The organism is Fictibacillus norfolkensis (assembly GCF_014836645.1).
Classification (GTDB): domain Bacteria; phylum Bacillota; class Bacilli; order Bacillales; family Fictibacillaceae; genus Fictibacillus; species Fictibacillus norfolkensis.
Genome location: NZ_JACSQM010000003.1, coordinates 135,495 through 158,833, shown reverse-complemented (window position 1 = coordinate 158,833; position 23,339 = coordinate 135,495). Strand labels below are relative to the sequence as shown.

General features: G+C 39.2%; 19 protein-coding genes, 1 pseudogene and 3 riboswitches. Of the genes and pseudogenes, 7 read left to right on the top strand and 13 right to left on the bottom strand.

What is annotated here, in order from left to right; genetic code table 11:
- Positions 1 to 160 precede the first annotated feature (160 nt).
- From H9648_RS08125 to H9648_RS08115, 3 genes and pseudogenes are all read left to right on the top strand, one after another.
- Positions 161 to 585 (top strand): annotated as a pseudogene (locus H9648_RS08125) (VOC family protein).
- Positions 586 to 810: 225 nt separating this feature from the next.
- Positions 811 to 2,196 (top strand): aldehyde dehydrogenase, encoded by a 1,386-nt coding sequence (locus H9648_RS08120; RefSeq protein WP_191753724.1) that lies wholly within the window; start codon positions 811 to 813, stop codon positions 2,194 to 2,196.
- 120 nt (positions 2,197 to 2,316) lie between these two features.
- A complete protein-coding gene (locus tag H9648_RS08115; protein ID WP_191753399.1) occupies positions 2,317 to 3,288 on the top strand; it encodes an endonuclease in 972 nt (323 codons plus the stop codon).
- 265 nt (positions 3,289 to 3,553) lie between these two features.
- Here the strand turns inward: H9648_RS08115 and H9648_RS08110 are convergent, their stop codons facing one another.
- Entirely contained in the window at positions 3,554 to 4,198 is a 645-nt protein-coding gene (locus H9648_RS08110; RefSeq protein ID WP_191753398.1) for a hypothetical protein, read from the bottom strand.
- 162 nt (positions 4,199 to 4,360) lie between these two features.
- Here H9648_RS08110 and H9648_RS08105 point away from each other — a divergent pair, with 162 nt between their 5' ends.
- The gene (locus H9648_RS08105; protein WP_191753397.1) at positions 4,361 to 5,620 is read left to right on the top strand and encodes a YeeE/YedE family protein; all 1,260 of its coding nucleotides are present in this window, start codon (positions 4,361 to 4,363) and stop codon (positions 5,618 to 5,620) included.
- 18 nt (positions 5,621 to 5,638) lie between these two features.
- On the opposite strand, the gene H9648_RS08100 is transcribed toward H9648_RS08105, so the two are convergent.
- Entirely contained in the window at positions 5,639 to 6,475 is an 837-nt protein-coding gene (locus H9648_RS08100; RefSeq protein ID WP_191753396.1) for a serine hydrolase, read from the bottom strand.
- Between the two features lie 153 nt (positions 6,476 to 6,628).
- On the opposite strand from H9648_RS08100, the gene H9648_RS08095 reads away from it, so the two are divergent.
- A complete protein-coding gene (locus H9648_RS08095) occupies positions 6,629 to 7,813 on the top strand; it encodes a styrene monooxygenase/indole monooxygenase family protein (protein ID WP_225218803.1) in 1,185 nt (394 codons plus the stop codon).
- A 65-nt stretch (positions 7,814 to 7,878) separates the two neighbouring features.
- On the opposite strand, the gene metH is transcribed toward H9648_RS08095, so the two are convergent.
- The 11 genes from metH to H9648_RS20675 form a co-directional block, all read right to left on the bottom strand.
- Positions 7,879 to 11,331 carry a methionine synthase gene (metH, locus tag H9648_RS08090; protein ID WP_191753394.1) on the bottom strand — a complete coding sequence of 1,151 codons (3,453 nt, stop codon included), beginning with the start codon at positions 11,329 to 11,331 and terminating at the stop codon, positions 7,879 to 7,881.
- Positions 11,324 to 13,174, bottom strand: a complete 1,851-nt coding sequence (locus H9648_RS08085) for a bifunctional homocysteine S-methyltransferase/methylenetetrahydrofolate reductase (protein ID WP_191753393.1) — start codon at positions 13,172 to 13,174, stop codon at positions 11,324 to 11,326. Before H9648_RS08085 ends, metH begins: the two co-directional genes overlap by 8 nt.
- Before the next feature lie 64 nt (positions 13,175 to 13,238).
- Positions 13,239 to 13,353: riboswitch (SAM riboswitch) on the bottom strand.
- Position 13,354: 1 nt separating this feature from the next.
- Positions 13,355 to 13,993, bottom strand: coding sequence for an NAD(P)-binding protein (locus H9648_RS08080; protein WP_191753392.1), 639 nt, complete (start codon positions 13,991 to 13,993; stop codon positions 13,355 to 13,357).
- 15 nt (positions 13,994 to 14,008) lie between these two features.
- A complete protein-coding gene (locus tag H9648_RS08075; protein ID WP_191753391.1) occupies positions 14,009 to 14,761 on the bottom strand; it encodes a sirohydrochlorin chelatase in 753 nt (250 codons plus the stop codon).
- Positions 14,762 to 15,550 carry a uroporphyrinogen-III C-methyltransferase gene (gene cobA / locus H9648_RS08070; RefSeq protein ID WP_191753390.1) on the bottom strand — a complete coding sequence of 263 codons (789 nt, stop codon included), beginning with the start codon at positions 15,548 to 15,550 and terminating at the stop codon, positions 14,762 to 14,764. It lies immediately after the preceding gene.
- Between the two features lie 9 nt (positions 15,551 to 15,559).
- Positions 15,560 to 15,781, bottom strand: coding sequence for a DUF3906 family protein (locus H9648_RS08065; protein WP_191753389.1), 222 nt, complete (start codon positions 15,779 to 15,781; stop codon positions 15,560 to 15,562).
- Positions 15,782 to 15,853: 72 nt separating this feature from the next.
- The gene (locus H9648_RS08060; protein ID WP_191753388.1) at positions 15,854 to 17,425 is read right to left on the bottom strand and encodes a nitrite/sulfite reductase; all 1,572 of its coding nucleotides are present in this window, start codon (positions 17,423 to 17,425) and stop codon (positions 15,854 to 15,856) included.
- A 24-nt stretch (positions 17,426 to 17,449) separates the two neighbouring features.
- The gene (gene cysC, locus H9648_RS08055) at positions 17,450 to 18,049 is read right to left on the bottom strand and encodes an adenylyl-sulfate kinase (RefSeq protein ID WP_191753387.1); all 600 of its coding nucleotides are present in this window, start codon (positions 18,047 to 18,049) and stop codon (positions 17,450 to 17,452) included.
- The gene (sat, locus tag H9648_RS08050; protein WP_191753386.1) at positions 18,015 to 19,211 is read right to left on the bottom strand and encodes a sulfate adenylyltransferase; all 1,197 of its coding nucleotides are present in this window, start codon (positions 19,209 to 19,211) and stop codon (positions 18,015 to 18,017) included. Before sat ends, cysC begins: the two co-directional genes overlap by 35 nt.
- A 26-nt stretch (positions 19,212 to 19,237) precedes the next feature.
- On the bottom strand, positions 19,238 to 19,945 hold the full coding sequence (locus tag H9648_RS08045; protein WP_404825665.1) for a phosphoadenylyl-sulfate reductase: 708 nt from the start codon (positions 19,943 to 19,945) through the stop codon (positions 19,238 to 19,240).
- Between the two features lie 94 nt (positions 19,946 to 20,039).
- Complete coding sequence (locus tag H9648_RS20675) at positions 20,040 to 20,183, bottom strand: YezD family protein (protein ID WP_318243503.1); 144 nt, start codon at positions 20,181 to 20,183, stop codon at positions 20,040 to 20,042.
- Positions 20,184 to 20,491: 308 nt separating this feature from the next.
- Positions 20,492 to 20,597: riboswitch (SAM riboswitch) on the bottom strand.
- Positions 20,598 to 20,810: 213 nt separating this feature from the next.
- On the opposite strand from H9648_RS20675, the gene H9648_RS08035 reads away from it, so the two are divergent.
- Positions 20,811 to 21,710, top strand: a complete 900-nt coding sequence (locus H9648_RS08035) for a sulfite exporter TauE/SafE family protein (protein WP_191753383.1) — start codon at positions 20,811 to 20,813, stop codon at positions 21,708 to 21,710.
- Positions 21,711 to 21,752: 42 nt separating this feature from the next.
- A riboswitch (SAM riboswitch) is annotated at positions 21,753 to 21,857 on the top strand.
- A gap of 115 nt (positions 21,858 to 21,972) precedes the next feature.
- Complete coding sequence (locus H9648_RS08030; protein WP_191753382.1) at positions 21,973 to 23,286, top strand: homocysteine synthase; 1,314 nt, start codon at positions 21,973 to 21,975, stop codon at positions 23,284 to 23,286.
- The last annotated feature ends 53 nt before the right edge of the window (positions 23,287 to 23,339 follow it).

The following is a 23,339-nucleotide window of genomic DNA, read 5'->3' as shown; positions in this document are numbered from 1 at the left end:
GATGAAAGAGAGCCTAAAGGGTTCTCTTTTTTATATGAAAAAGAAGGTGTAGATCTGTTTTAGTAGAAATAAAAATTGTAGCAATGGGAAATAAAGTTTGATACAATGAAAACGAACAAATGTTCTATGGTCGAAAAAATCAGACGATGAGGTGCTAAAAATGATTGTAGCAGTGAATCCTTATGTAGTAACAAATGGAAACGGAAAAGAAGCAGTAGAGTTTATGTTGATGCTTTTAACGCAGAGCTTATCTCACTTCAAACATTCGGAGAGATGCCAGAGGATCCTAATCATCCACTTCCGGAAGAAGCAAAGGACCGCGTAATGAACGCTCAATTCAAAGTAGGCGATACCGTTATGATGCTTTCTGATAATTTTCCAGGGATGCCTTATACGATTGGAAATCAAGTAACCATCGCGATTCAAATCGATTCAGTAGAATCATCAAAACAAGTTTTTGAGAAACTCTCTAAAGAGGGGAAAGTTACAATGCCTCTACAAGAAACATTCTGGAGCCCATCATATGGCCAAGTAACAGATAAATATGGAGTAGAGTGGCAAGTTTCTGCCGTTCCGCAAGACTAAAATTACAAATAGCGGACCCTTTCTTTTACATGGAAAGGGTCTTTTTGTTTAGTTCGCTTTTTTTAGGGTTATTTTAGTAATGTATCACTAAAATAGATGAGAAAAGTCAAAATGATTGACTACCTATCGTAAACATATTATAGTGATTTCACTAATACATGTTCATAAGTTTAAACACTTAATTTTATGTTGTAGGAGGCGTAAAGCTTGAATCAGCCAAACACGATGAAAGACAACAAAAAGGAATCGATCGACAAACTCGTACGAGCTCAGAGAACATATTTTAGAAGCGGAGTAACTCGATCATATGATTTCCGTATGAAAGCTTTGAACAATCTATCTAAGCTTATTCGAAACAACGAAGCAAAGATTCTTCACGCTTTAAAAACAGACTTAAATAAATCCGAAGCCGAAGCCTACACAACTGAGATCGGCTTTTTATTAGAAGAGATTCGTCATACTCAAAAACATCTTAAAAAATGGATGGTACCAAAAAAAGTAAAAACAGCAAAAACTCATATTGGCTCAAAGGGGTATACGATTGCTGAACCTTATGGAGTCACATTAATCATTGCTCCATGGAATTACCCGTTTCAACTGCAACTAGCTCCGTTAATTGGTGCTATCGCAGCTGGTAATACGGCCATATTAAAACCATCTGAACTTACGCCACAAACGTCAAAACTATTGGATGAACTGATCAAAGAATACTACCATCCTGACTTTATCGCAGTCGTAGAAGGCGGAGTCGAAACCAATCAAATATTGCTCGATCAACCATTGGATTATATATTCTTCACAGGCAGCGTACCTGTAGGTAAAATTGTGATGGAAGCAGCAAGTAAGAGGCTTATTCCTATCACATTAGAATTAGGTGGCAAGAGTCCTTGTATCGTAGACGAAACAGCAGACCTCAAGCTTGCTGCGAAGCGCATAGCGTTCGGAAAGTTCACGAACGCTGGCCAAACATGCATAGCACCAGACTATATCTATTTGCACAAAAACATACGTCAACCATTCATTGATACATTTAAAGAAGTCATCAAAGAATTTTACGGAGAAAACCCACTGCAGAACGAAGAATTCGGTAAGATCGTAAATGATCGTCATTTTAATCGTTTAAAAAGTTACTTATCAGAAGGAGAAATACTTTTCGGTGGTCGATACGATGAAACCAGTGAAAAGATTGAACCAACTTTAATAGCTCCATCTGATACTTCTTCACCTGTTATGAGTGATGAAATCTTTGGACCCATCTTTCCAGTCATGGAATACGAAAGCATTGATGAAGTGATTGAATTTGTTGTAGAACGTCCAAAACCACTCGCACTTTACTTATTTACAATTAACAAAAAGGTCGAAGAAAAAGTGGTGAATAACATCTCATTTGGTGGTGGATCCATAAACGATACATTGATGCACATCGCCACACCTTATCTGCCGTTTGGTGGAGTAGGAGAGAGCGGGATCGGAAGTTATCACGGTGAGTCCAGTTTCGTTGCGTTTTCTCATAACAAAAGTGTGCTCAACCAAACGAATAAATTTGACTTTAGTTTTCGATATCCGAACGCCAAATATGGTTTGAAGATCATCAAAAAGTTAATGAAATAGAAATTTTTTAGGACGCTGTCATTTAAGATAGCGTCTTTTTATTGCGAAAAGTGCCAAAAACTAGACTAGAGAACAAATGTTCGGTATAATATTTATAAGTGAATAAAGGAGTTGATTGGTATGCGTAAAAAGAAATGCACCATGAGTATTCCTACGATTATTGAACAATTTCAAAGCGGTATGAGCAGTAAAGAGATTGCATTACAGGCAAATGTGACAGCGAGATATATCAATTCTGTTCTGCAGCAAAACAACGTTGAAAGACAACCACATAGCAGCTGGTTAAGACGTTATTCAGTGAATGAAGATTACTTCAAAACATGGTCAGCATCTATGGCATATGTGTTGGGTTTTTTCGCTGCTGATGGTTGCTTGCCACAAGATTTGCAATTGGTTAGTTTTTCACAAAAATACCCCAAGATCCTCGAAGATATAAGAAAAGAACTTCAGTCTACACATCCCATCAAAACTAATCCACGAACAGGCGTACATTTATTAAATATCTCTAGCAAGATTATGAAAGAAGATCTTATGCAATTACATGGGATGACTCCAAAGAAGTCAACAACATTAGAGTTTCCAAATGTACCAGAGGAGTATTTAAGTCATTTTGTTAGGGGTTTCTTTGATGGCGATGGGAATATTAATTTTGAAAAAAGAACAGTATCTTTTGTTGGTGGCTCACAAATATTCATGGAACATCTTAAGAAAAGATTAGAATGTTATTCATTTGAACCTTTTATAGTTAGTAAGGAAAAGTATCATAGATTATTCCTATCTGGGAGAAAAACAGTTTATAACTTTGGGCAATGGATTTACAAAGATAAAAACTTATATATTGTAAGAAAATACATTGAATTTAACAGAGAAAAGATGCCACCAGAACAATTAAAAGATCGTCCATTTAAGGCCAATAAATCTGCAATAGAAGCAAGAAAATTAAAATTACTTTATCATTACAATTTAAATGGAGATTTGCCAGAGGCTTGTAAGAGTGCAAATATAGGTATTAATACTTTTTATCGTTGGTTAAATACTGATGGAGAGTTTCAGCTGAAATATAACTCCATTAGTAATGAAAATAATATTTAGTGTAAGAAAACACCAATCGCAAATTTTTGGATTGGTGTTTATATTTTACTACACACAAAAAACTAACTACTAGGGGATGAGATTATATATAAAAGTAAGTTAATTATTTATTACTAGTTAACGTAATATCTATTCTCGGCAACTATGTAAAACATATTTAAACAAGTCTCAAAACCAAAGATTACTTAAGATAGTGAGACGAAAATTAAAAAATCGAGCTTAAATGTATGTAATTTGCCACATCTTAAGACACAGCAAAATTTTATTATCTTTTTCTATACTGCGAATTTTTCTGACCACCAAACAAACTACTTTTCTTACAATGATGAATGCTTGATTCTATACAACAGTTCGATGACTCTTCTCTAAATTCTTCAATAGTTGGAGTTGGTGTAATAAACAATGATGCTGTATTAATTGTAATCGTTCCTGCAGATATTAATGGAGTTATTGATCTCAAAATAATTGAAACGGATTCTCCTGGCATCAATCTCACATTCAGCCCTAGCTCCAAATTTGTATTCGCTGAAAACCCTGCTGGTGAAGCGGCAGGAAAGAATTGAGTTGACGTTGAATCTGCAATTACCCTCCCTGTGCTCGTAACAAGCTCGAATAGCAGTGTATTTGCAACTCCAGTTGTAGTTGTGACTGTGGAACTAATTAAATATGCTATGTCATAGACACCGCCTGTTAGAGTTTGTAAACCTGAAGCTACACCGTTTCTCAAAAATTCAATACCAGTAGTCGCTACTCCATCATCAAGTGTTATTAGTATTGGAAAAGTTGTAGTCGTTGTCGTTAATGGTTGGAAAGATATTTCTTTTACTGCGATTCCAGAACCAAGTCCTGCTCTACTCAAATCATCACATGAAAAACAGTTATTATGAAAGTGATTTCTTCTTTTAGACATTTTTATTCCCCTTCCCTATCTATCCTTATTATTTAATGATTGATTTCACTTTTTCGACATGGACATTAGTGGAATAAATCAAAATAACTTTTCATATTAATGGATTCATAGTATAATGCTATAATTCCGACATAACTCATAGGATTTGGAGGGTTTATAGTTATGGAGCAAACAGAAACTTATCTTTCATCAAATAAACAACGATCTTTTCAGCACACTACTGTTGTTACAAAATTACAGCCTATGCAAAGAACTTACGTATTTTTAGGAGTATTAGCAGCAATGATTCTGCTATTATTTACAGTTAAAGTTGCGAGCTGGACACAAGGCAGCCTTTTTATCATCGGATTAGCACTTGGTGGAGCTTTACTTTATGCACGCTTTGGCTTTACCTCAGCATTTCGCAGATTGGTTTCAGTCGGCAACGTTCAAGGACTTCAAGCACATATGCTGATGCTTGCAGTTGCATCCGTATTATTTGCCATTATTTTTAGTACTGGTTTTAGTTTTACTGGTGTTGAACCCACAGGAAATGTATCACCAGTTGGCATTAGTATCTTAGTTGGTGCCTTTCTTTTTGGTATTGGGATGCAGTTCGGAAACGGGTGCGCATCAGGAACACTTTACTCTTTAGGTGGCGGATCTTCGTCAATGATTTTAACCCTTATCTCATTTATTGCAGGATCTGTTCTTGGGGCTTACCACTTCGCATTTTGGATGGGATTGCCTTCTTTACCACCACTTTCTTTAAATCAAATTCCAGGTCTCGGCTTTTTTGGCGCTTTAGTAATCCAATTAGGATTATTTGGACTAATCTATTGGATAACCGTTCAAATAGCCAAAAAGAAAAAGCCGCCTATGATGAAGCCTCTCCCAACTACAGTTGGTTGGAAAAAGGTGCTTCGTGGCTCATGGCCATTATTTACAGCTGCAATTGTGCTCGCATTATTAAATGCACTTACACTAGCGGTTAAAGGAAGTCCATGGGGTATCACATCAGCATTTGCATTATGGGGCGGCAAAGCCATGATGGCAACTGGTGTTGACGTATCGACTTGGGGTTATTTTGATGGCAAGAATGGCGAAGCTCTCACAAAAAGTGTCCTTACAGATGGAACAAGTGTAATGAACTTCGGCATTATTCTTGGTGCATTTATTTCAGCTTCTTTCCAAGGAACGTTTAAACCTGGAAAGATCAAACCCGGTATTGCTGGCGCATCCATAATTGGTGGATTATTGATGGGATATGGTGCTCGCTTAGCATTCGGCTGCAACATTGGTGCTTATTTTAGCGGAATAGCTTCATTTAGTCTTCACGGCTGGGTATGGGCAGTTATGGCTATGTTAGGTACGTATCTAGCTTTGTTCGTTCGACCGATGTTCGGATTGAGAAATCCTAAATCTACAGATTCAATTTGTTAACATAAAAAAGCTAATGGACTAGAAGCATCCATTAGCTTTTTTTTGTCTTGAAGCATTGAATTTGAATATTAATTGTCCGATTTCTCCCATAATCTGCTTAGGTTCAGTTCGATTTGGAACGTTTTTACTCAATACAGAAATTGCGTATGTATGACCTGGAAAATAGAATAATCCTACATTATGTTCCACCCCTGAAACATAGCCTGTCTTGTGAGCTGCTTCCCAATTCTGAATCATTCCAATAGCACCTTCTACCTCTGGCAGTAAACTTGGAATTAACTCGTTCATCTTCTGTTGTTTTAGAATCTTAATCATCAGATCACATGCTTTCATTGATACAACTCTACCTGATGCTAATTGGATTAAAAACTGATTTATTTCATTCGGTGTTATAACATTGAATCCACCACGTTTTCTGTCGGGTGAAATTTGCAGCTTGTGATGCAGTTGGCTTGTTTTAAATCCCCATCGTATCATGTGTGATGCTATGTTCTCTATACCTACTAAATCAATCAAAACATTTGTTGCAGTATTATCACTTTCAATAATCATTAACACAATTAGATCATTAATTGTCCATTCCATACCTGCAGATAAATGCTTCAAAATACCATCCCCAGGTACAAAGTCTTCTTCATGTATCTGAATTTTATCCTTTAAGCGGCACTTCCCTTCAAATGCGTGTGCAAAAACAGCAGCCATGATGGGTACCTTTATAATACTAGCAGCATAGAATGATTCATTTTCGTGGAAAGCAAAACTCTCTTTTGTTTTAAAATCAAACAAAGAACAGCCATACATTCCTTTGCCAGAAGCTAATAATTCAGATAATGAATGTTCAATTTGATTTATCATACCCGCTTCCCCGCTTTCTTCAACATATGATTTGTTTATATGTACCTAGATGAAATTAAACAAAAAGACGCATTTACAAAATTCGGAATCAAAAATAGACTGAGAGCGTTACGAGTTCAATGTTTTGTTTACAAAAAATACATAGAAGGAGCGATGATCTTGAAGAAACAGATTTGTATTGTCGGAAGCGGTACCTCTGGTTTACAGCTCGCTTATGCTCTCAGAGAGGATTTTCAAGTTACGGTTATTCACTCTACTTCTCCAGAAAAGATACGTTCTGGACGAGTTATGTCAACTCAAGTTCATTTCGGACCGACCCTATCTCGCGAAACCAGTTTTCACATGCCAAAATGGCATGATACCGAACCGTTAAAATGTGTCCGAGTAACGATTGGAAACCAAAAGCTTTTTACCGGTATGCTGCAAGAAGATGCCTTATCTGTAGATCAACGACTGTATTATGCAACTTGTATGGAGGATTTAGCTTCAAAAGGTGTTACGTTTCAAGAACAAAAAGTAGACAATGAAAATGTTGAATCACTTGTAGAACACTATGACTTGGTTGTTGATTGCACAGGGAAATCCGGCCCGCTATTCTCCTTTCCTTCTATAGAAGAACTTTCACCGTTTGATGTACCTCAGCGTAAATGTATAGTAGGTTACTTTACAGGTGTTACCCAACACAAGCCTTTAGGAATTAATGTCACGGTCCTCCCTGAAATTGGTGAAATGTTTGAAATTCCTGCAAAAACTGAAAAAGGTTCAGTTACCATACTATTTATCATGGCGGTCCCTCATAAAGAACTAGACACGTTTAAAACGATTAAAGACTCCACAGCTTTCAACAAACAAATGAAAAAGGCAGTTGAAGAGTTTTTTCCAGATATTCATGAACGATTGAATCCGAAAGAATTCTCATTAATTGATGACCGTGCTTTTCTACAGGTCGCCATCAAACCAGTAATTCGCCATCCTTACATGTCATTTAATGATAAGCTCGTCATTGGTTGTGGTGACAGCGTCTTTCTCAATGATCCCATCACTGGGCAAGGTTCGAATCTGTCCTCATACTGTGCAGAGCAATTGTACGAAACACTTGTTGATTTTAAACACGACAAATGGGACGAAAAACTTGGGTTATCTTACTGGAATCGAATAAAAACATATGTAGCTGAAGTTACACAATGGACGAATGCGATGACTCAACCTTTGCCGCAGCATGTTGTTAATACTTTATTAGAAGGTGTAAGAAATCAAGAACAAGCAGATGCTGTAGCCGAGTGGTTTGCTTTTCCTCCATCTGCTCATAAAGCTTTTTTTCAAACATCTAAAACTTAAAACACCTTTCTTTATTTAAATCCGAATGATGAAAGCACCTGAAACTTCAATCAGGTGCTTTTTTTCTAACTTAACACATTAAAATATCGTGCTTCTGGATGAGCAAAAACAATCGCAGAAACGGAGGCTTCTGGCTCCATCATGCACCCATCAGTAAGTTGAATACCAATATCTTCTGGCTTTAACAATTTAAATAGCTTTTGCTGATCTTCTAATTCTGGACAAGCGGGATAGCCGAATGAAAATCTTTGTCCCTGATAACGAGCGGAAAATCGTTCTCTCATCGTAAAATCTACCGAGTCAGGAAAGCCCCAGCGATCTCGCATCTGCTGGTGAAGAAGTTCAGCGAAACCTTCTGCCGTTTCTAAAGCTAAAGCTTGAAGTGCATGACTTTCAAGAAATCGTCCTTCTTTCTTATATTCTGCAGCGAGTTCACGAATACCTGTCCCTGCTGTAACTGAAAAGAAACCAACATAGTCCATTTTCCCGCTTTCTTTTGAGCGTAAATAATCTGCAATACAAAGATAAGGCTCTTTGTTTTGTCTCGGGAAGTCAAACGTTTCTATTACTGTCTTTTGATCAATCGGATCATAGATCAGAATCTGGTCTCCATCACTTTGTGCAGGGAAGAATTGATATAGAGCGGAAGGTTGAATCAAATTCTTTTCTTTCGCTTCTTTTAAAAGATGATCGATCAATGATTTAATTTCAAGTGTTCGCTCGTCTTTTTCTTGAAGTAATCTCGTTATTTTGCCTTTTATACCAAGATGATGTCCGAGTAGCATCTGTTGATTGATATAAGGCTGAATATGTGAGAGTGAGTAGTTTTTTAGAATATGTCTTTCTGTATCGTTCGGAACAAAAACGGGAGCATTTTCTGAAACCTTTGACCGCACTTTAACGGCAGTTGCAACCCCTGCAGAGCTTTCATTGATTTCAGAGTTTAGAGCTATCGTCTTTTTTCTCTGTGCAAGTTCTACCGATAGTCGGTCGAACTCTTTTGGAGTTTGAATCTGATTTGCAAACGAGAGACCTTCCATCGCATCTTTTGCATAAAGAACCATTCCTTCGTATTCTTTTGAAATCTTCGTGTCTGTAAACTTTCTTGATAATGCAGCACCGCCGACTAAAATGGGTGTTGAAATGTTCGCTTCTTTCATATCGTTTGCCGTTAACACCATCTGTTGAGCAGATTTTACGAGCAATCCAGAAAGTCCGATAATATTTGGTTGTTCTTTTTTGATCGCTTCAATTAACGTTTGAGACGTTACTTTGATCCCTAGGTCTACAACTTTAAATCCATTATTACTTAGAATGATATCTACCAGGTTTTTACCGATGTCATGAACATCACCCTTAACTGTAGCAAGTAACACCTTTCCTTTTGAAGCAGATTCATCATTCGTTTCCATGTAAGGTTCCAAATAAGCAACAGATGCTTTCATGACTTCCGCACTTTGCAGGACTTCTGCAACGATTAACTGGTTCTCATTGAAAAGTCTGCCCACTTCTTTCATGCCATCCATTAAAGGACCATTGATGATTCTTAATGGAGTAGCATACTTTTGTAATGCGATCTCTAAGTCGGGAATTAATCCTTCCTTCGTACCTTCTAAGATATAATAGTGCAGTCGCTCTTCTAAACTCATATCAGGCAGCTTTGATTTTGTTTCTTTCTTTTTGCCTCTATAAAAGTCTGTAAAAGTAGATAATGCTTCCTCTGTTGTTCGAAATAATAGATTTTCTGCCATCTCAATTTCTTCCGGTGCAATAGAGGCGAAACGTTCTAGCTTTTCAGTATTTACGATCGCGTAATCAAGTCCCGCTCCTGTGCAATGGTAGAGATACACCGCATTTAATACTTCGCGTCCGACCGGTGGCAATCCGAATGATACGTTACTGACTCCTAAAATGGTTAAGCAATGTGGAAAGTTTTCCTTGATCTGGCGAATGCCTTCAACCGTTGCATTCGCTGAGCCAATGTACTGTTCATCACCTGTTCCCACTGGAAAAACGAGCGGATCGAAAATGATGTCTGAAGGTGAAACGTTATATTTATCCACTAATAAGTCATACGATCTTCTTGCGATTTCCAATTTTCGCTCAGCCGAAACACCCATTCCGATCTCATCGATCGTTCCAACCACTACCGCTGCTCCGTATTTATGAAGAAGCGGGATCACCTTTTCAAACCGTTCTTCCCCGTCTTCTAAATTAATGGAATTGATGATGGCTTTTCCTTGTGAATACTTTAACGCTAGCTCAATAACATCCTCATCTGTAGAATCGATGACAAATGGAATTTTCACTTTCTTAACCGCTTCTTTCATGAACGCTTCCATGTCGCTTAATTCTTCCCGATCAGGATCAGCTAAACAAACGTCGAGTACATGTGCACCGCCTTTTACTTGAGCCCTTGCAATCTCAGCCGCTTCTTCAAATTTCCCCTCAGCAATTAACCGTTTGAATTTTCGTGAGCCGATTACATTTGTTCTTTCTCCTACCATGATCGGTCTTAACGAAGGATCATCATAGATAAAAGGTTCGATTCCAGAGACCATATGAGTTTCGTATACTTGCAGGTGACGTGGTGAATAGTTCTTCATAACTTTTGAAAGTGCTTCTATATGAGCCGGTGTAGTACCACAGCAACCTCCAACAATGTTCAACCACCCTTTTTCTGCAAACCCAGATAGTTTAGTAGCCAATGATTCTGGTGTTTCATGATAATTTCCTTCTTCATCAGGAAGACCTGCGTTCGGATAACAGCTTACGGCTGTAGTAGACAGATTTGATAAGGAGCGTATGTGATCTTGCATGAATTCAGGACCTGTCGCACAGTTTAATCCTACCGCGATCGGGTTCATATGCTTCAACGATATATAAAAGGCCTCAATTGATTGTCCAGCAAGTGTGGTTCCCATCGGTTCAATTGTTCCAGAAACTATAAGTGGGATCTTTTTTCCTGTTTGTTCAATAGCTTGCTCAATCCCTAAATAGCCAGCTTTTACATTCAGCATATCTTGGCTTGTCTCTAAAAGAAGAAAATCTGCACCTCCGTCAATCAATCCTCGTGCTTGTTCAGCATAAGCATCTCTTAACAGATTAAACGTCGTTCCGCCCGTAACACTCAGGGTTTTTGTAGTGGGACCGAGTGAGCCAGCAACAAAACGCGGCCACTGTTCTGTTGAAACAACATCAGCGGCTTTTCTTGCAATTTCTGCTCCTAGCTTATTGATCTCATAAGCTCTATGTCCAAGTGTGTATTCATCCAGTACGAGATTTGTACCGCCGAATGTATTCGTTTCAATGATATCAGCGCCTGCTGCAAGATATTTATGATGAATGGATTCGATCACATGGGGTGCCGTTACATTTAAATACTCATTACAACCGTCATACTCCTCACCGCCAAAATCTTCTGGTGTGAGTTCCGCTTCTTGGAGCATTGTTCCCATTGCACCATCCATTATTAAAATCTTTGATTGCAGCTGTTTGTCTATTGATGACTTAGGCATTCTGTGACCTCCTGGCTAAAAGTGATGGAGAGTTAGCTCGTGCATATTGTGCTAATTCAACGGTTAGTTCGTAACGCATGAATGGTGTGATCAGGTAGATGCCGTTAAAGAGTTCCATGGCTGTGTCTAATAATGACTTGGCGATCAATAAGCCTTCTTTACATGCCTGTTGTGGATCATCTTTATACTTGCTCATGCGATCACGTACAGAATCTGATAGTTTGATGCCTGGAACTTCATGGTGAAGAAACTCTGCGTTTCGGGAAGAGGTTAACGGCATGATTCCAATATAGATCGGTTTATCAATGTGCTTTGTAGCCTCATACGTTTCTATTAGTCTTTGCTCTGAAAAAACAGGCTGACTGATAAAGTAATCTGCGCCGTATTCAATTTTCTTCTCTAACCGCTCAACGGCTTTATCAATAGATCGGATGTTAGGGTTAAAAGCAGCCCCGACCGTAAAGGATGTTTTTTCTCCAAGTTCTTTCCCTGATAGAGATAATCCTTCATTAAACTGCTTGATGAGCTTGATCAGTTCAAAAGACGTGACATCATATACAGACGACGCACCTGGGAAATCTCCGACGCTTGCGGGATCTCCAGTCACAGCTAGTATTTCATGAATGCCATGCGTGTGAAGACCCATCAAGTGAGACTGAAGGCCGATTAAATTTCTATCGCGGCACGTAATATGAACGAGCGGACGAAGGTTTAGTTGGGACTGCACAATTGACCCTAATGCAGAGTTACAGACACGGGGTGAAGCAAGCGAATTATCAGCGAGAGTAAGCGCGTCAATCCCCGCTTCTTTTAAAGCCTTTGCTCCTTCCATAAAACGTGACGTATCAAGTTTACGTGGTGGATCTAATTCCACAATAATGGATTGTTTCTTCTTAACTTCTTCACTTAGTGGTACATATTTAGGTTTTGATGCTGATTGAATAACAATCTTTTGCTTTCTTTGTTTTACTTCTTTTTCTGTTACAGGCTCTAAGTTTTTAAGTTCACTAGAGAATGCTTGTATATGAGCAGGCGTCGTACCACAACAACCGCCTAATAGACGAACACCTTGCTGCCTGAACAAATGGGCACATTCTTTAAAATAATCAGCGTCCCCCTCATAATTAAAACGGCCATCTGTATAGGAAGGAAGCGATGCATTAGGAAACGCTGAAAGAAAAGCCTGATTCGGTAATCCAACTTCTTCAAGTGTCATCAGCATGTGATACGGCCCTAGACGACAGTTCAATCCTACGACATCAGCACCTGAGTTCTCAAGCCGGGTCAGAGCATCTGAAATCGGGGTCCGGTCCTGCATAAATCCGACTTCTTGCAATGACACTTGTGCAATGATCGGAAGTGTTGTTTCTTTTCTAGCAATCTCTAAAACAGTTTCAAGTTCTTCTAGGTCATAATAGGTTTCTAATTGGATGCCATCAACATTCTCCATCAACAAACAATACAGCTGCTCACGAAAACTGCGTTTGATCTCATCCAAAGAAATGCTATTCGGTTTAATGCCTCGTATTCCACCAATCGTACCTACAACATATTTGTTATGAGCGGCTTTTCTGGCGATTTGAACCGCCGCTTTGTTGATTTCTTTTACGTGATCTTGAAGTCCATAGCGTTCGAGCTTCGAATAGTTCGCTGCATACGTATTCGTTTGAATGATATCAGCACCTGCATCTAAATAAGCGCGATGGATGTTATAGATCTGCTCTTCTTGAGAAAGATTTAACTCTTCATAACAAAAGTCAGATCCATACGAATACAGAAGCGTTCCCATCGCACCATCACCGATCAGTATCTTGTTTTGTTGTAAGTCTGTGATTAAACTCATGATAGCCTCCTATATAAAAATAAAAAGCCTTCTATAAAAGAAGACTTTTTTAAGCGTCGGGGTCTTCTTATCTTTACAAGTTCAACAATTGAACTCGCAGGAATTAGCACCTTTTCAGCTTGTAGCTGCTGGTTGCTGAGGTTTCATAGGGCCGTTCCCTCTACCTCTCTTGATAAGGATTTATTCATTTATTGGTTCATTTACTAAATTGCGATCTATTCTTTTTAATAATTCCTGTTTATACGAGCGCTGTTTTTCTTCGTCATATAAAAAGGACTGATCTGTTAACTTTGTTAATAAGGCTTTTCGACAATTTTGCGGAAATTCATTCTTAATGATGGATCTGCATTGGAATAAAAAATCTAAATACGTTTCATATTCTTCACTGTATTTTTGCTGAAGCTCTTTTTTTATAGATTTAGATAGACTCGGACTAGCACCAGATGTGGAAACGGAGAGGATGAGCTTACCTCTTTTTACAACACTAGGAACAATAAAATTACCAAGGTGTGGCTGATCGACTACATTCACAAGCTGTTTTGAACTTATCTGTTCTGCAATCCAAGAGTTAATCTCTTTACAATTGGTCGCAGCAACGATTAGAAATGCTTCTTCCAAATCTTCACGTACCACTTCTCTTTTTATCCAGGTTAGCTTTCGTTCAGCATGCCATTCCTGAATCTCGTTATCAGCCGTTGGACTGATTACTGTAATTTTCGCTTCTTCATTCAATAAATCCTTAATTTTTCGATGTGCTACCCAACCACCGCCTACAACTACAACCGTTTTACCAATCAAGTTTACATGTATGGGATACATAGCATTCCTCGCTTTTTAAGAAAATGCATACTTCTTTGTTTCAAGTGTTTCATTGATACGCGTGAGTAAAACGTCTTTAAGGATAGGGTGGTAGCCAAGCGTGTCACAAAGAGCTACGTTTTGTGCGGTTTGCTGCTGATAGCGAGTTATCGTATGTTTCATCCCGTTTATTAATAGTCCTGAAAATAGAAGATAAGGCACAACGATCACTTGCTCATATGATTCGCTGCTGCTCCAGAGTGCTTTCTCAAAGCTTGGTTCTGAACCAGTTAGAAAACAAGCTTGAATACTAGGAATTCCGTAATGATTTTGAACGTTAGATGCAATTGCTTCTAGGTCCCGTTTTACATCCTGATCGGTGCTGCCTCTGCCTACAAGCAGGATTTGTGTATTTTTCCTCAAATTAACTCTACTTTTTGTAATCTTCTCCCACAACAAATGCGAAATGGCACCGTGTACACCGAAAGCACGACCGTAATTTACATCAACTCCTGGAAATTTATTTTGCAAGTGCTGAAGTTCTTTTGGTATGTCTATTTTTATATGGTTTGCACTTAATAAGAACACAGGAATCACAGAGATGCTCGTTGCTCCTTTTTGTATACACCTTTCAAATCCCTGAGCGATAGAGGGTTCAGCAAGCTCTAGAAAACAAATCTCTTTAATAGGAACATCTACTTGTGCCATACAGAGTCTCACAAATTCTTCCGCTTCCATACGTCCTTTTGCAAGTCTTGTACCGTGACAGATAAAGAGCAAAGCCTTCATTTACAAAGCCTCTCTTACGTCAGCAAGCTTACTTCGTTCATCGTTCAGCTGTTCGAACCATTTCAGTTCACTGCGAAGACGAACCACTTCACCAACAATAATCATACTCGGATTCTCAATATGTTCGTTAATCACGATTTCCTCAATCGTATCGAGTGTACCTGTTACGGTTCGTTGATTCTCTAGGGAACCCCATTGAACGAGAGCAACTGGTGTTTCTTTACTTTTTCCGTTTTTCGTTAACTGTTTGCAAATATAACCTAGGTTGCCCACTCCCATATAGATTGCTAACGTATCAATACCGTTTGCTAGACTTCCCCACTTCAATTCATCTTCTTTGCCTTTTTTGCGATGACCTGTAACGACTGCATAGCTTGAAGCGATGTTTCGATGTGTAACAGGAATACCCGCATAAGCTGGTGCTGCAATCCCTGATGTTATCCCAGGAATTACCTCAAACGGTATGCGACTTCTTGCAAGTGTTTCTGCTTCTTCTCCTCCTCTTCCAAACACGAAGGGATCACCTCCTTTAAGGCGAGTTACTACTTTTCCTTTTTGAGCGTGTTTAACTAAGAAACTATTTATCGTTTCTTGTTTCATGAAATGGTAGTTTGGCAGTTTTCCGCAATAGATTAAATCGCAGTCGGTTTTTGCATAAGAGAGCAGCTCTTTGTTCACTAATCGATCATATAAAATGACATCCGCTTCCTGAATACAACGCAGACCTTTTACGGTTATCAGCCCTGGGTCACCCGGACCAGCTCCGACAAGATATACTTTTCCCATCATCATCACTCCTTAAGGATTTAATATCGTTTCACGTTCATACAGCACGAATCCGTTTCCCGTTCGAATTCTTTTCTTTTCATAAAGAGAGATCTCATCAACTTCAGGCTGTTTCAAAAAATACTTCTCCAGCTCGATGTCAACCAACTGAAAAGCCTGTTCATCTGTTGAAGCGGCTATCACAACAGGAATAACCTCTGATTTCGAAATCACTTCAAAACGGTATAAATACATAGCGAGACCTCCATTTTATGAGACTTTTTCTTCTAATTCTTCTGCGATTCGGTCCAACTCTATTTGAAGATGTTACAACCCGACACGGTCTATATAGTCAAAAAAGCTTTCTGATGGAAGTTTCGTTTCTTTGAAAGTGGTAAGAAACCGTAATAATACTTCGTCTAGTGAATCCGCATGAAACTTTCCTTTTAGCTTTTCATTAAATTTTCCGCCATCATCTAGTGTGCCTCCTACATATATCTCAAAAGCTTGAACCATTTTCTTCTCTTTCGTTTTTAACAATACACCTTGAAGACCAATATCTGCGATTTGACGCTGTCCGCATGAGTTAGGACAGCCCACCATATGAATGCGAACGGGAACATCTAGTGTTATTTTCTGATCGAGGTTCTCAGCGATTTTACGCATCCTTTCTTTCGTTTCAACGAGTGCTAAGTTGCAATACTCGATACCGGTACAAGAAACAGAATGGCCAATGAAAGATAGCGGCTGAGTTGTAATGCGTTTGAAGATGCTTTCTTTTAAAAGCAACTCGACGTTTTCATGTTTCACATTAGGAATAATTAAGTTTTGAGAATTTACCGTTCGGATTTCACCGTTTCCATATTTCTTCACAATTTCAGCAAGCTCTAAAACTTCGTCAGCATGAAGTCGACCAACAGGTACGTTAAAGCCGATATAACTTAATCCTTCTTGCTTTTGAGGATGAACACCATAGAAGTAACCGCCGTTCCATGTTTTAAGAGCATCTTTTCCTTTAGAGTGAAGCGCTCCGGTATATTCTAAGAGTTTTTCTTTAAATTTTTCTGGTCCCCAATCCGACATCAAGAATTTAAGACGTGCAAGGTGACGTTTTTCCCGATAACCGTAGTCACGGAAAATAGTAGTAATCGCGATAGAAACGTCTTTAACCTGTTCTGGTTCAATGAACACATCGAGTGGCTGTGCTAAGAAAGGACGAGAAGAAAGACCTCCGCCAATCTTGATATGAAACCCTGGAACTTCCTTTTCATCAATTAGTTTGTATGCAGGAGTAAAGGCCACACAGTTGATCTCAGCATGTGCACTATTGTTTACATTTGAGCTGATCGACATTTTGTATTTTCTTGGCAGGTTCGAGAAATCTTCATTATGCTGAAAGAACTCATATACTTCTTTTACAATTTCAGTGGTATCAAAGAGTTCATGTGGATCGATGCCTGCTATTGGGTTCCCCATGATATTTCTCGTAATATCACCGCATGCACCAGCGCTCGATAACCCGACTGATTCTAAACGATTAAAGATATCCGGAATCTGTTCAATCGTCAGCCAGTGAAATTGAATAGCCTGACGTGTCGTGATATCGAATACGTCTCTGCCATAATCTTTGCAAATATGAGCCAATGCTTTTACTTGTTCATAACTTAATATGCCTGATGGAACATTAACTCTCATCATAAAATAGCCGTCTTCTTTTGGCCGCTGCAGATAGAGCCCCGCCCACTTAAAACTATCCCATTCTTCTTTTGGAATAGAAGAGAAGCCGTTTTCTGCGTAATGAGGGATATCTTCAAATATTTTTAAGCCGTCTTTTACGAGTTTTTTTTGTTCCGTTTTATTGATCTTCGGATTTTCTGACCACGTCTTTTCATATGCCATTCTCTCAATCTCCTTTTTATTTAGTTAAATCAGCTTCCTTTTTTTCAAATAATGTAAGATGCTCTCCACACACTCTGAAACGTTTTGTTCGGTTGTATGTATGGTAAGAGCGGGTGAAACCGGTTCTTCATAAGGTGAATCAATTCCAGTAAAGTCAGGAATCTCACCTTTTCGCGCTTTGTTGTATAAACCTTTTGGATCTCTTTTTTCACATTCTTCAATCGGACATGAAACGAAAATTTCTATAAATTCCTCTTCTGAAACGATTTTCTTCGCCATTTCCCGATCTTGTATAAACGGAGAGATAAAAGCTGTAAGTACGACCGTTCCGTTATCTACAAATAGCTTTGACACTTCAGAGATGCGTCGTATGTTTTCATTTCGATCTTTATCTGAGAAAGAAAGATCACGGTTTAATCCATTTCGGATGTTATCTCCATCTAACACATAGTTTCTTATTTCTTGATCAAAAAGCACTTGTGCTAATGCATTAGCAACCGTTGATTTTCCTGATCCTGAAAGTCCCGTAAACCAAAGTACAAAACTTGAATGGTTGTTTTGTTTTCGCCTAGCTTCTTTTGAAATCGAACTATCGTGCCAAATTATATTGTGCGGATTGCTCATTTGAATCTCCTATTCTATGATTTTCATCATTTCGATTTAGTCCATTTATTAAGATCTCTACTACTTCTTTTCGGCTGAACGTACTAGGTGGAAGTTCTCCATTTCGAAGGAGCTCTCTTACCTTTGTTCCGGATAAGATGACATGTTCTTCCGTTGGGTGTGGACATGTTTTCGAAGAAGCCATTCCTTCACATTTGTTGCAATAAAAGCTATGTTCAAAAAACAAGGTTTGGATGCCGATCTCCTCTTCTGTAAACTGTGAAAAGATCTCTTGTGCTTCATACGTTCCATAATAATTTCCTACTCCAGCATGGTCACGACCTACGATAAAGTGTGTGCAGCCGTAATTTTTTCTAACGATCGCATGAAAGATGGCTTCACGTGGGCCTGCATAACGCATCGCGGCAGGAAATACGGCAAGAAAAACGCGGTTATTAGGATAATAGTTTTTTAGAAGAACATGATAGCTTTCCATTCGAACATCAGCTGGTATATCATCAGACTTTGTTTCACCAACGAGTGGATTTAAGAAGAGACCGTCTACAATTTCCAGTGCAGCTTTTTGAATATATTCATGCGCACGGTGAACGGGATTTCTCGTTTGAAAACCTACAACGGTACTCCAACCTAATTCCGTAAACTGTTTTCTTGTTTCACTAGGATCGAGATGATACTCTTTGAACGAAATTTTCTCAATTCGTTCAACAAGCGTAATCTCGCCGCCTACATAAACAGAACGTCGTTCGAACAGCTTCTTTACTCCAGGATGATTATGATCGGATGTCTTATAAACACGCTCCGCTTCAATTTGTTTAACAGGAGTATAAACATCACCTACCTTAAGAATTCCATAGGTTACGCCATCGTATGTTAAACGAACTTCTTCTCCTCTTGTAAGTGTCGATGCTGTATCAGGATCCACCGGTAACGTGATGGGCAAGCTCCAAACCGTACCATCACTGAGCCTTATATCGTGGACAACGGTTTGATAATCTTTTTGGTTCAAAAATCCTGTTAATGGACTGTAAGCTCCGATCGCGATCAATTCAAGATCACTAAGTGCTGTTGCATCAAGGTTAATTTCTTTTTTTATGTGCTGATGTGGTTTGTCAGGCTTGAATCGATTGATTAATTGCCCTCCGTGCGGTTGAATCGTACTCATATTGTTTCTCTCCTCCTAGTGATTCTCTATGTAGTCTCGTGAAGTCCACATTCTAGTTTTTCAGTACCTGACCATCGTCCGGAACGAAGATCATCTGCGTTAATAGCTGCCTGTGTACAAGGAGCGCAGCCTATACTTGGATAACCATTGTCATGTAGTTTGTTATACGGCAAGTCGTGCTTATGGGCATACCGCCAAATATCCTTCCACGTCCAATGGATGAGCGGACAAACTTTAATACTTTTGAACCGTTCATCTCTGTTAACGAAATCGGTATTGCTCCTGGCTGCTGACTGCTCTTTACGCAGACCAGAGAGCCAAGCTTTTACCCCTTTTAACTCTTCTTCTAGAGGAATCACCTTTCTGATCGTGCAGCATAGATTGGAGTCCACGTTCCAAAGCCCATCACTGTGTTTTTTTGCTTGCTCCTCTAGAGTGAGAGCTGGCGTTTTTAGCTTGATTCGAAGAGAAGGGTATCGTTTCTTTGCAGCTTCAATTACGTCATAGGTTTCTTGAAAATGCAGGTTTGTATCGAGAAATACAATCTGTGCATCTGGCTTCACTTGTGAAACAAGATCCACAAGAACACTACCTTCTATGCCAAAGCTGCAAGCATATACTAAGTCCTCACCGTATGTTCCATAAGCCCACTCCAACACATCTAAAGCACCTTTTGTCGGATTTTCGTGATTAAAATCTGGTAATTTCTCATTCCAAGTTGCATACGTTAGCAATTTGCTACCTCCTTTTAACATACAAAAAGCGGCTTTAACGATTTAAGAGCTTAGCCCTATCGTTAAAACCGCCTCTAGTTTTCTAGTCAGCGAACTATTTAATTCTTACCTTCTCGTTCTTTTCAAGCTGAATCACTTTTCCATCTTGGACGATTAAAGTGATCGAACCAAATTTAATACTGCTCAGCATCTTTTCAAGCTGAGGAAGAAAATCACTTGCACTCTTTTCATTCGCCACTCCACTGCCTCCCTTTACAACATTCATTATCTTTTAAAGGCCCTTTCCTAAAAATAGTTGTTTTCTAAGTCTTACTTATTTCATCTTTGACTTTTGATTGGAGTGGAAGATGCGAGACTCCTGCGGGACAGGCGGGCAGGTGGGCAGGTGGGACACTTATACGGAACGTACGAATGTGGCTCACCGCCTGCCCCGCGGAAAGCGAGTATCTGCAACGGAAATCAACTCTTTCAAAAGCAACAATGAATATGAAAACAACAATAAAAAAAACCTTCCCATTTCGGAAAGATAGTGGAGGTAAACATATTACCTTATCTTCCAAAATGTAAATACATTCTGCTGGAGTTAGCACCTTACAAATCGCAGGTTGCCGGGTTTCATCGGGCCAGTTCCCTTCACCACTCTGGATAAGAGTTTAAATTTTATAAAATCATAACATATCTGAAGTGGATATCAAGACCTATTTTTTCATTTTTCTATTTTTACAAAAAATTTCAACAAACAGTTGACTTTTTATGTTTTAGGATCATATAGTATTAACTAAAATTTAATCCGTATCGCTGATCGGTAAACCGAAGGCTCTTAACATCACTTGTTAAGGGCCTTTTTATTTTGGGGAGGAAGAATATGAAAAAGTTAATCGTATTAGCTCTAATTGGACTTTTTGCAAAGTTGATCGATGGTTCACTAGGGATGGCTTATGGCGTTACATCAACATCACTTCTCTTAGTAGCGGGAATTGCTCCTGCAGCTGCATCTGCATCCGTACATCTTGCCGAAGTTGTAACCACTGCGGCATCCGGCGCTTCACACATTAAATTCGGAAATGTTGATCGGCAAGTTGTTCTCCGCTTAATTCTGCCGGGTTCGATCGGAGCATTTGTAGGTGCTTGTTTTTTAAGCAACCTACCTGGAGATGTAATAAAGCCGTATATCTCAATCTTTCTAATTATCCTTGGTATTTATATCTTATATCGTTTTCTGTTTAAACTTGGAGAGAAGAAAGCAACAGCGAGTGGTAGACCCTTTACTAAAAAACAACTCGTACCACTTGGATTATTAGCAGGATTTTTAGATGCTACAGGTGGAGGAGGCTGGGGTCCTGTCACTACTCCAGTCCTAATGGCAAAACAAGACATGAAAACTAGAAAGGTGATCGGTTCTGTAGATACGAGCGAATTCGCTGTTGCAGTATCTGCTTCAATCGGATTTTTCATCGCTCTCGGCTGGGAACAAGTAGAATGGCTATGGGTAGGAGCATTAATGCTAGGTGGAGTGATTGCAGCTCCTATTGCCGCATGGTTAGTACGTCTCATTCCTTCTCACATACTAGGGGTACTAGTGGGTGGATTGATTATTATCACCAATACCCGCACCCTTCTTCATACTCTAGGCGTTTCACATAACATGTTGTTCTCGATCTACTTTGTACTTGCTGCTTTTTGGGCGGTTGGAGTTATTTATGCAGTAAAAAGTAATCCGGAAAATAAAAATCCTAAATTTTTAAAAAATTCTGTTGACTATTGATAAGGACCTATGTATTATAAATCTTAATTCAATATTCAAATCTTCTTATCCAGAGAGGCTGAGGGACTGACCCTATGATGCCCGGCAACCAGCGGAAACGCATGGTGCTAATTTCAGCAGAACAATCAATGTTCTGAAAGATGAGACTTCGATCGGGTGAAATCATCGGGACCTCTTCTTTTGGAAGAGGTCTTTTTTTTCTGGGATAAGTTGAAACTGAATGCGATTGGATATAAAAATAACGTTGAGGAGAGATTCGAATATGACTGATCAAAAAGCAGAAAGACAGTATGGGTTTGAAACGATTTCTTTACATGAAGGTCAAAAAGTAGATCCTACAACAGGAGCTCGAGCTGTACCCATCTACCAGACCACTTCCTATCAATTCAATTCAACAGAGCATGCAGCGAACTTGTTTGCTCTAAAAGAGTTCGGTAACATATATACGCGTTTGATGAATCCAACACAAGATGCGTTTGAACAAACCATCGCGAAGCTTGAAGGCGGTGTTGGTGCTCTTGCTCTTGCATCCGGGCAGGCTGCCATTACAAATGCTATATTTAACATCGCTGGCTCTGGTGATGAAATCGTAGCTTCTACCTCTCTATATGGTGGGACCTATAACCTGTTCTCTGTTACTCTCCCCAAACTCGGCATTCATACACAATTCGCTGAGATTGATAATCTTCAATCGTTTAAAGATGCTATTACAGAAAAAACAAAAGCCGTATACATCGAGACCATCGGCAATCCGAAAATCGATGTTGCAGATATTCAAGCTATCGCTGACATCGCACATGACGCAGGGGTTCCTCTTATTGTCGATAATACGTTGGCTACTCCTTACCTTTGTCGTCCCATCGAACATGGAGCAGATATCGTCGTCCATTCTGCTACAAAATTCATCGGAGGACATGGTACTTCAGTCGGTGGGGTTATCGTAGATTCTGGAAAATTTGATTGGAGCAATGGGAAATTCCCAGGCTTGACTGAGCCAGATCCAAGCTATAAAGGGATCGTGTATACGGATGCTTTTGGTCCACTTGCTTATATTCTAAAAGCACGTGTTCAACTGCTTCGAGATCTAGGTTCCTCTATCGCACCTTTCAACTCCTTTCTTTTTATTCAAGGACTGGAAACACTTGCTCTGCGTATAGAACGACATGTTGAAAACACATTGAAAGTTGCGAAGTTCTTAGAGAATCATCCATCTGTTGATTGGGTAAATTACGCAGGACTTCCAAGCAGCCCTTACTATGAACTAGCACAAAAATACCTTCCTAAAGGCGCGGGTGCGATTTTAACATTTGGGGTTAAAGGCGGTGTTGAAGAAGGTAAAAAGTTGATCGAAAATGTTAGCATCTTCTCTCACTTGGCAAACGTTGGAGATTCAAAATCATTGATTATCCATCCAGCTAGCACTACTCATCAACAACTATCTGAAGAAGAACAAAGAAAGTCAGGCGTGAGTCCAGAACTAATCCGCCTTTCAATCGGAATTGAAACAGTAGATGATTTAATCTATGACTTAGATCATGCTCTAAAAGCGATCTCACTTTCTCCAAGTGGATTGTAAATCACAACGCTTAAGCTGTTCAAAGAAATCCTTTGAGCAGCTTTTTTGTTGCA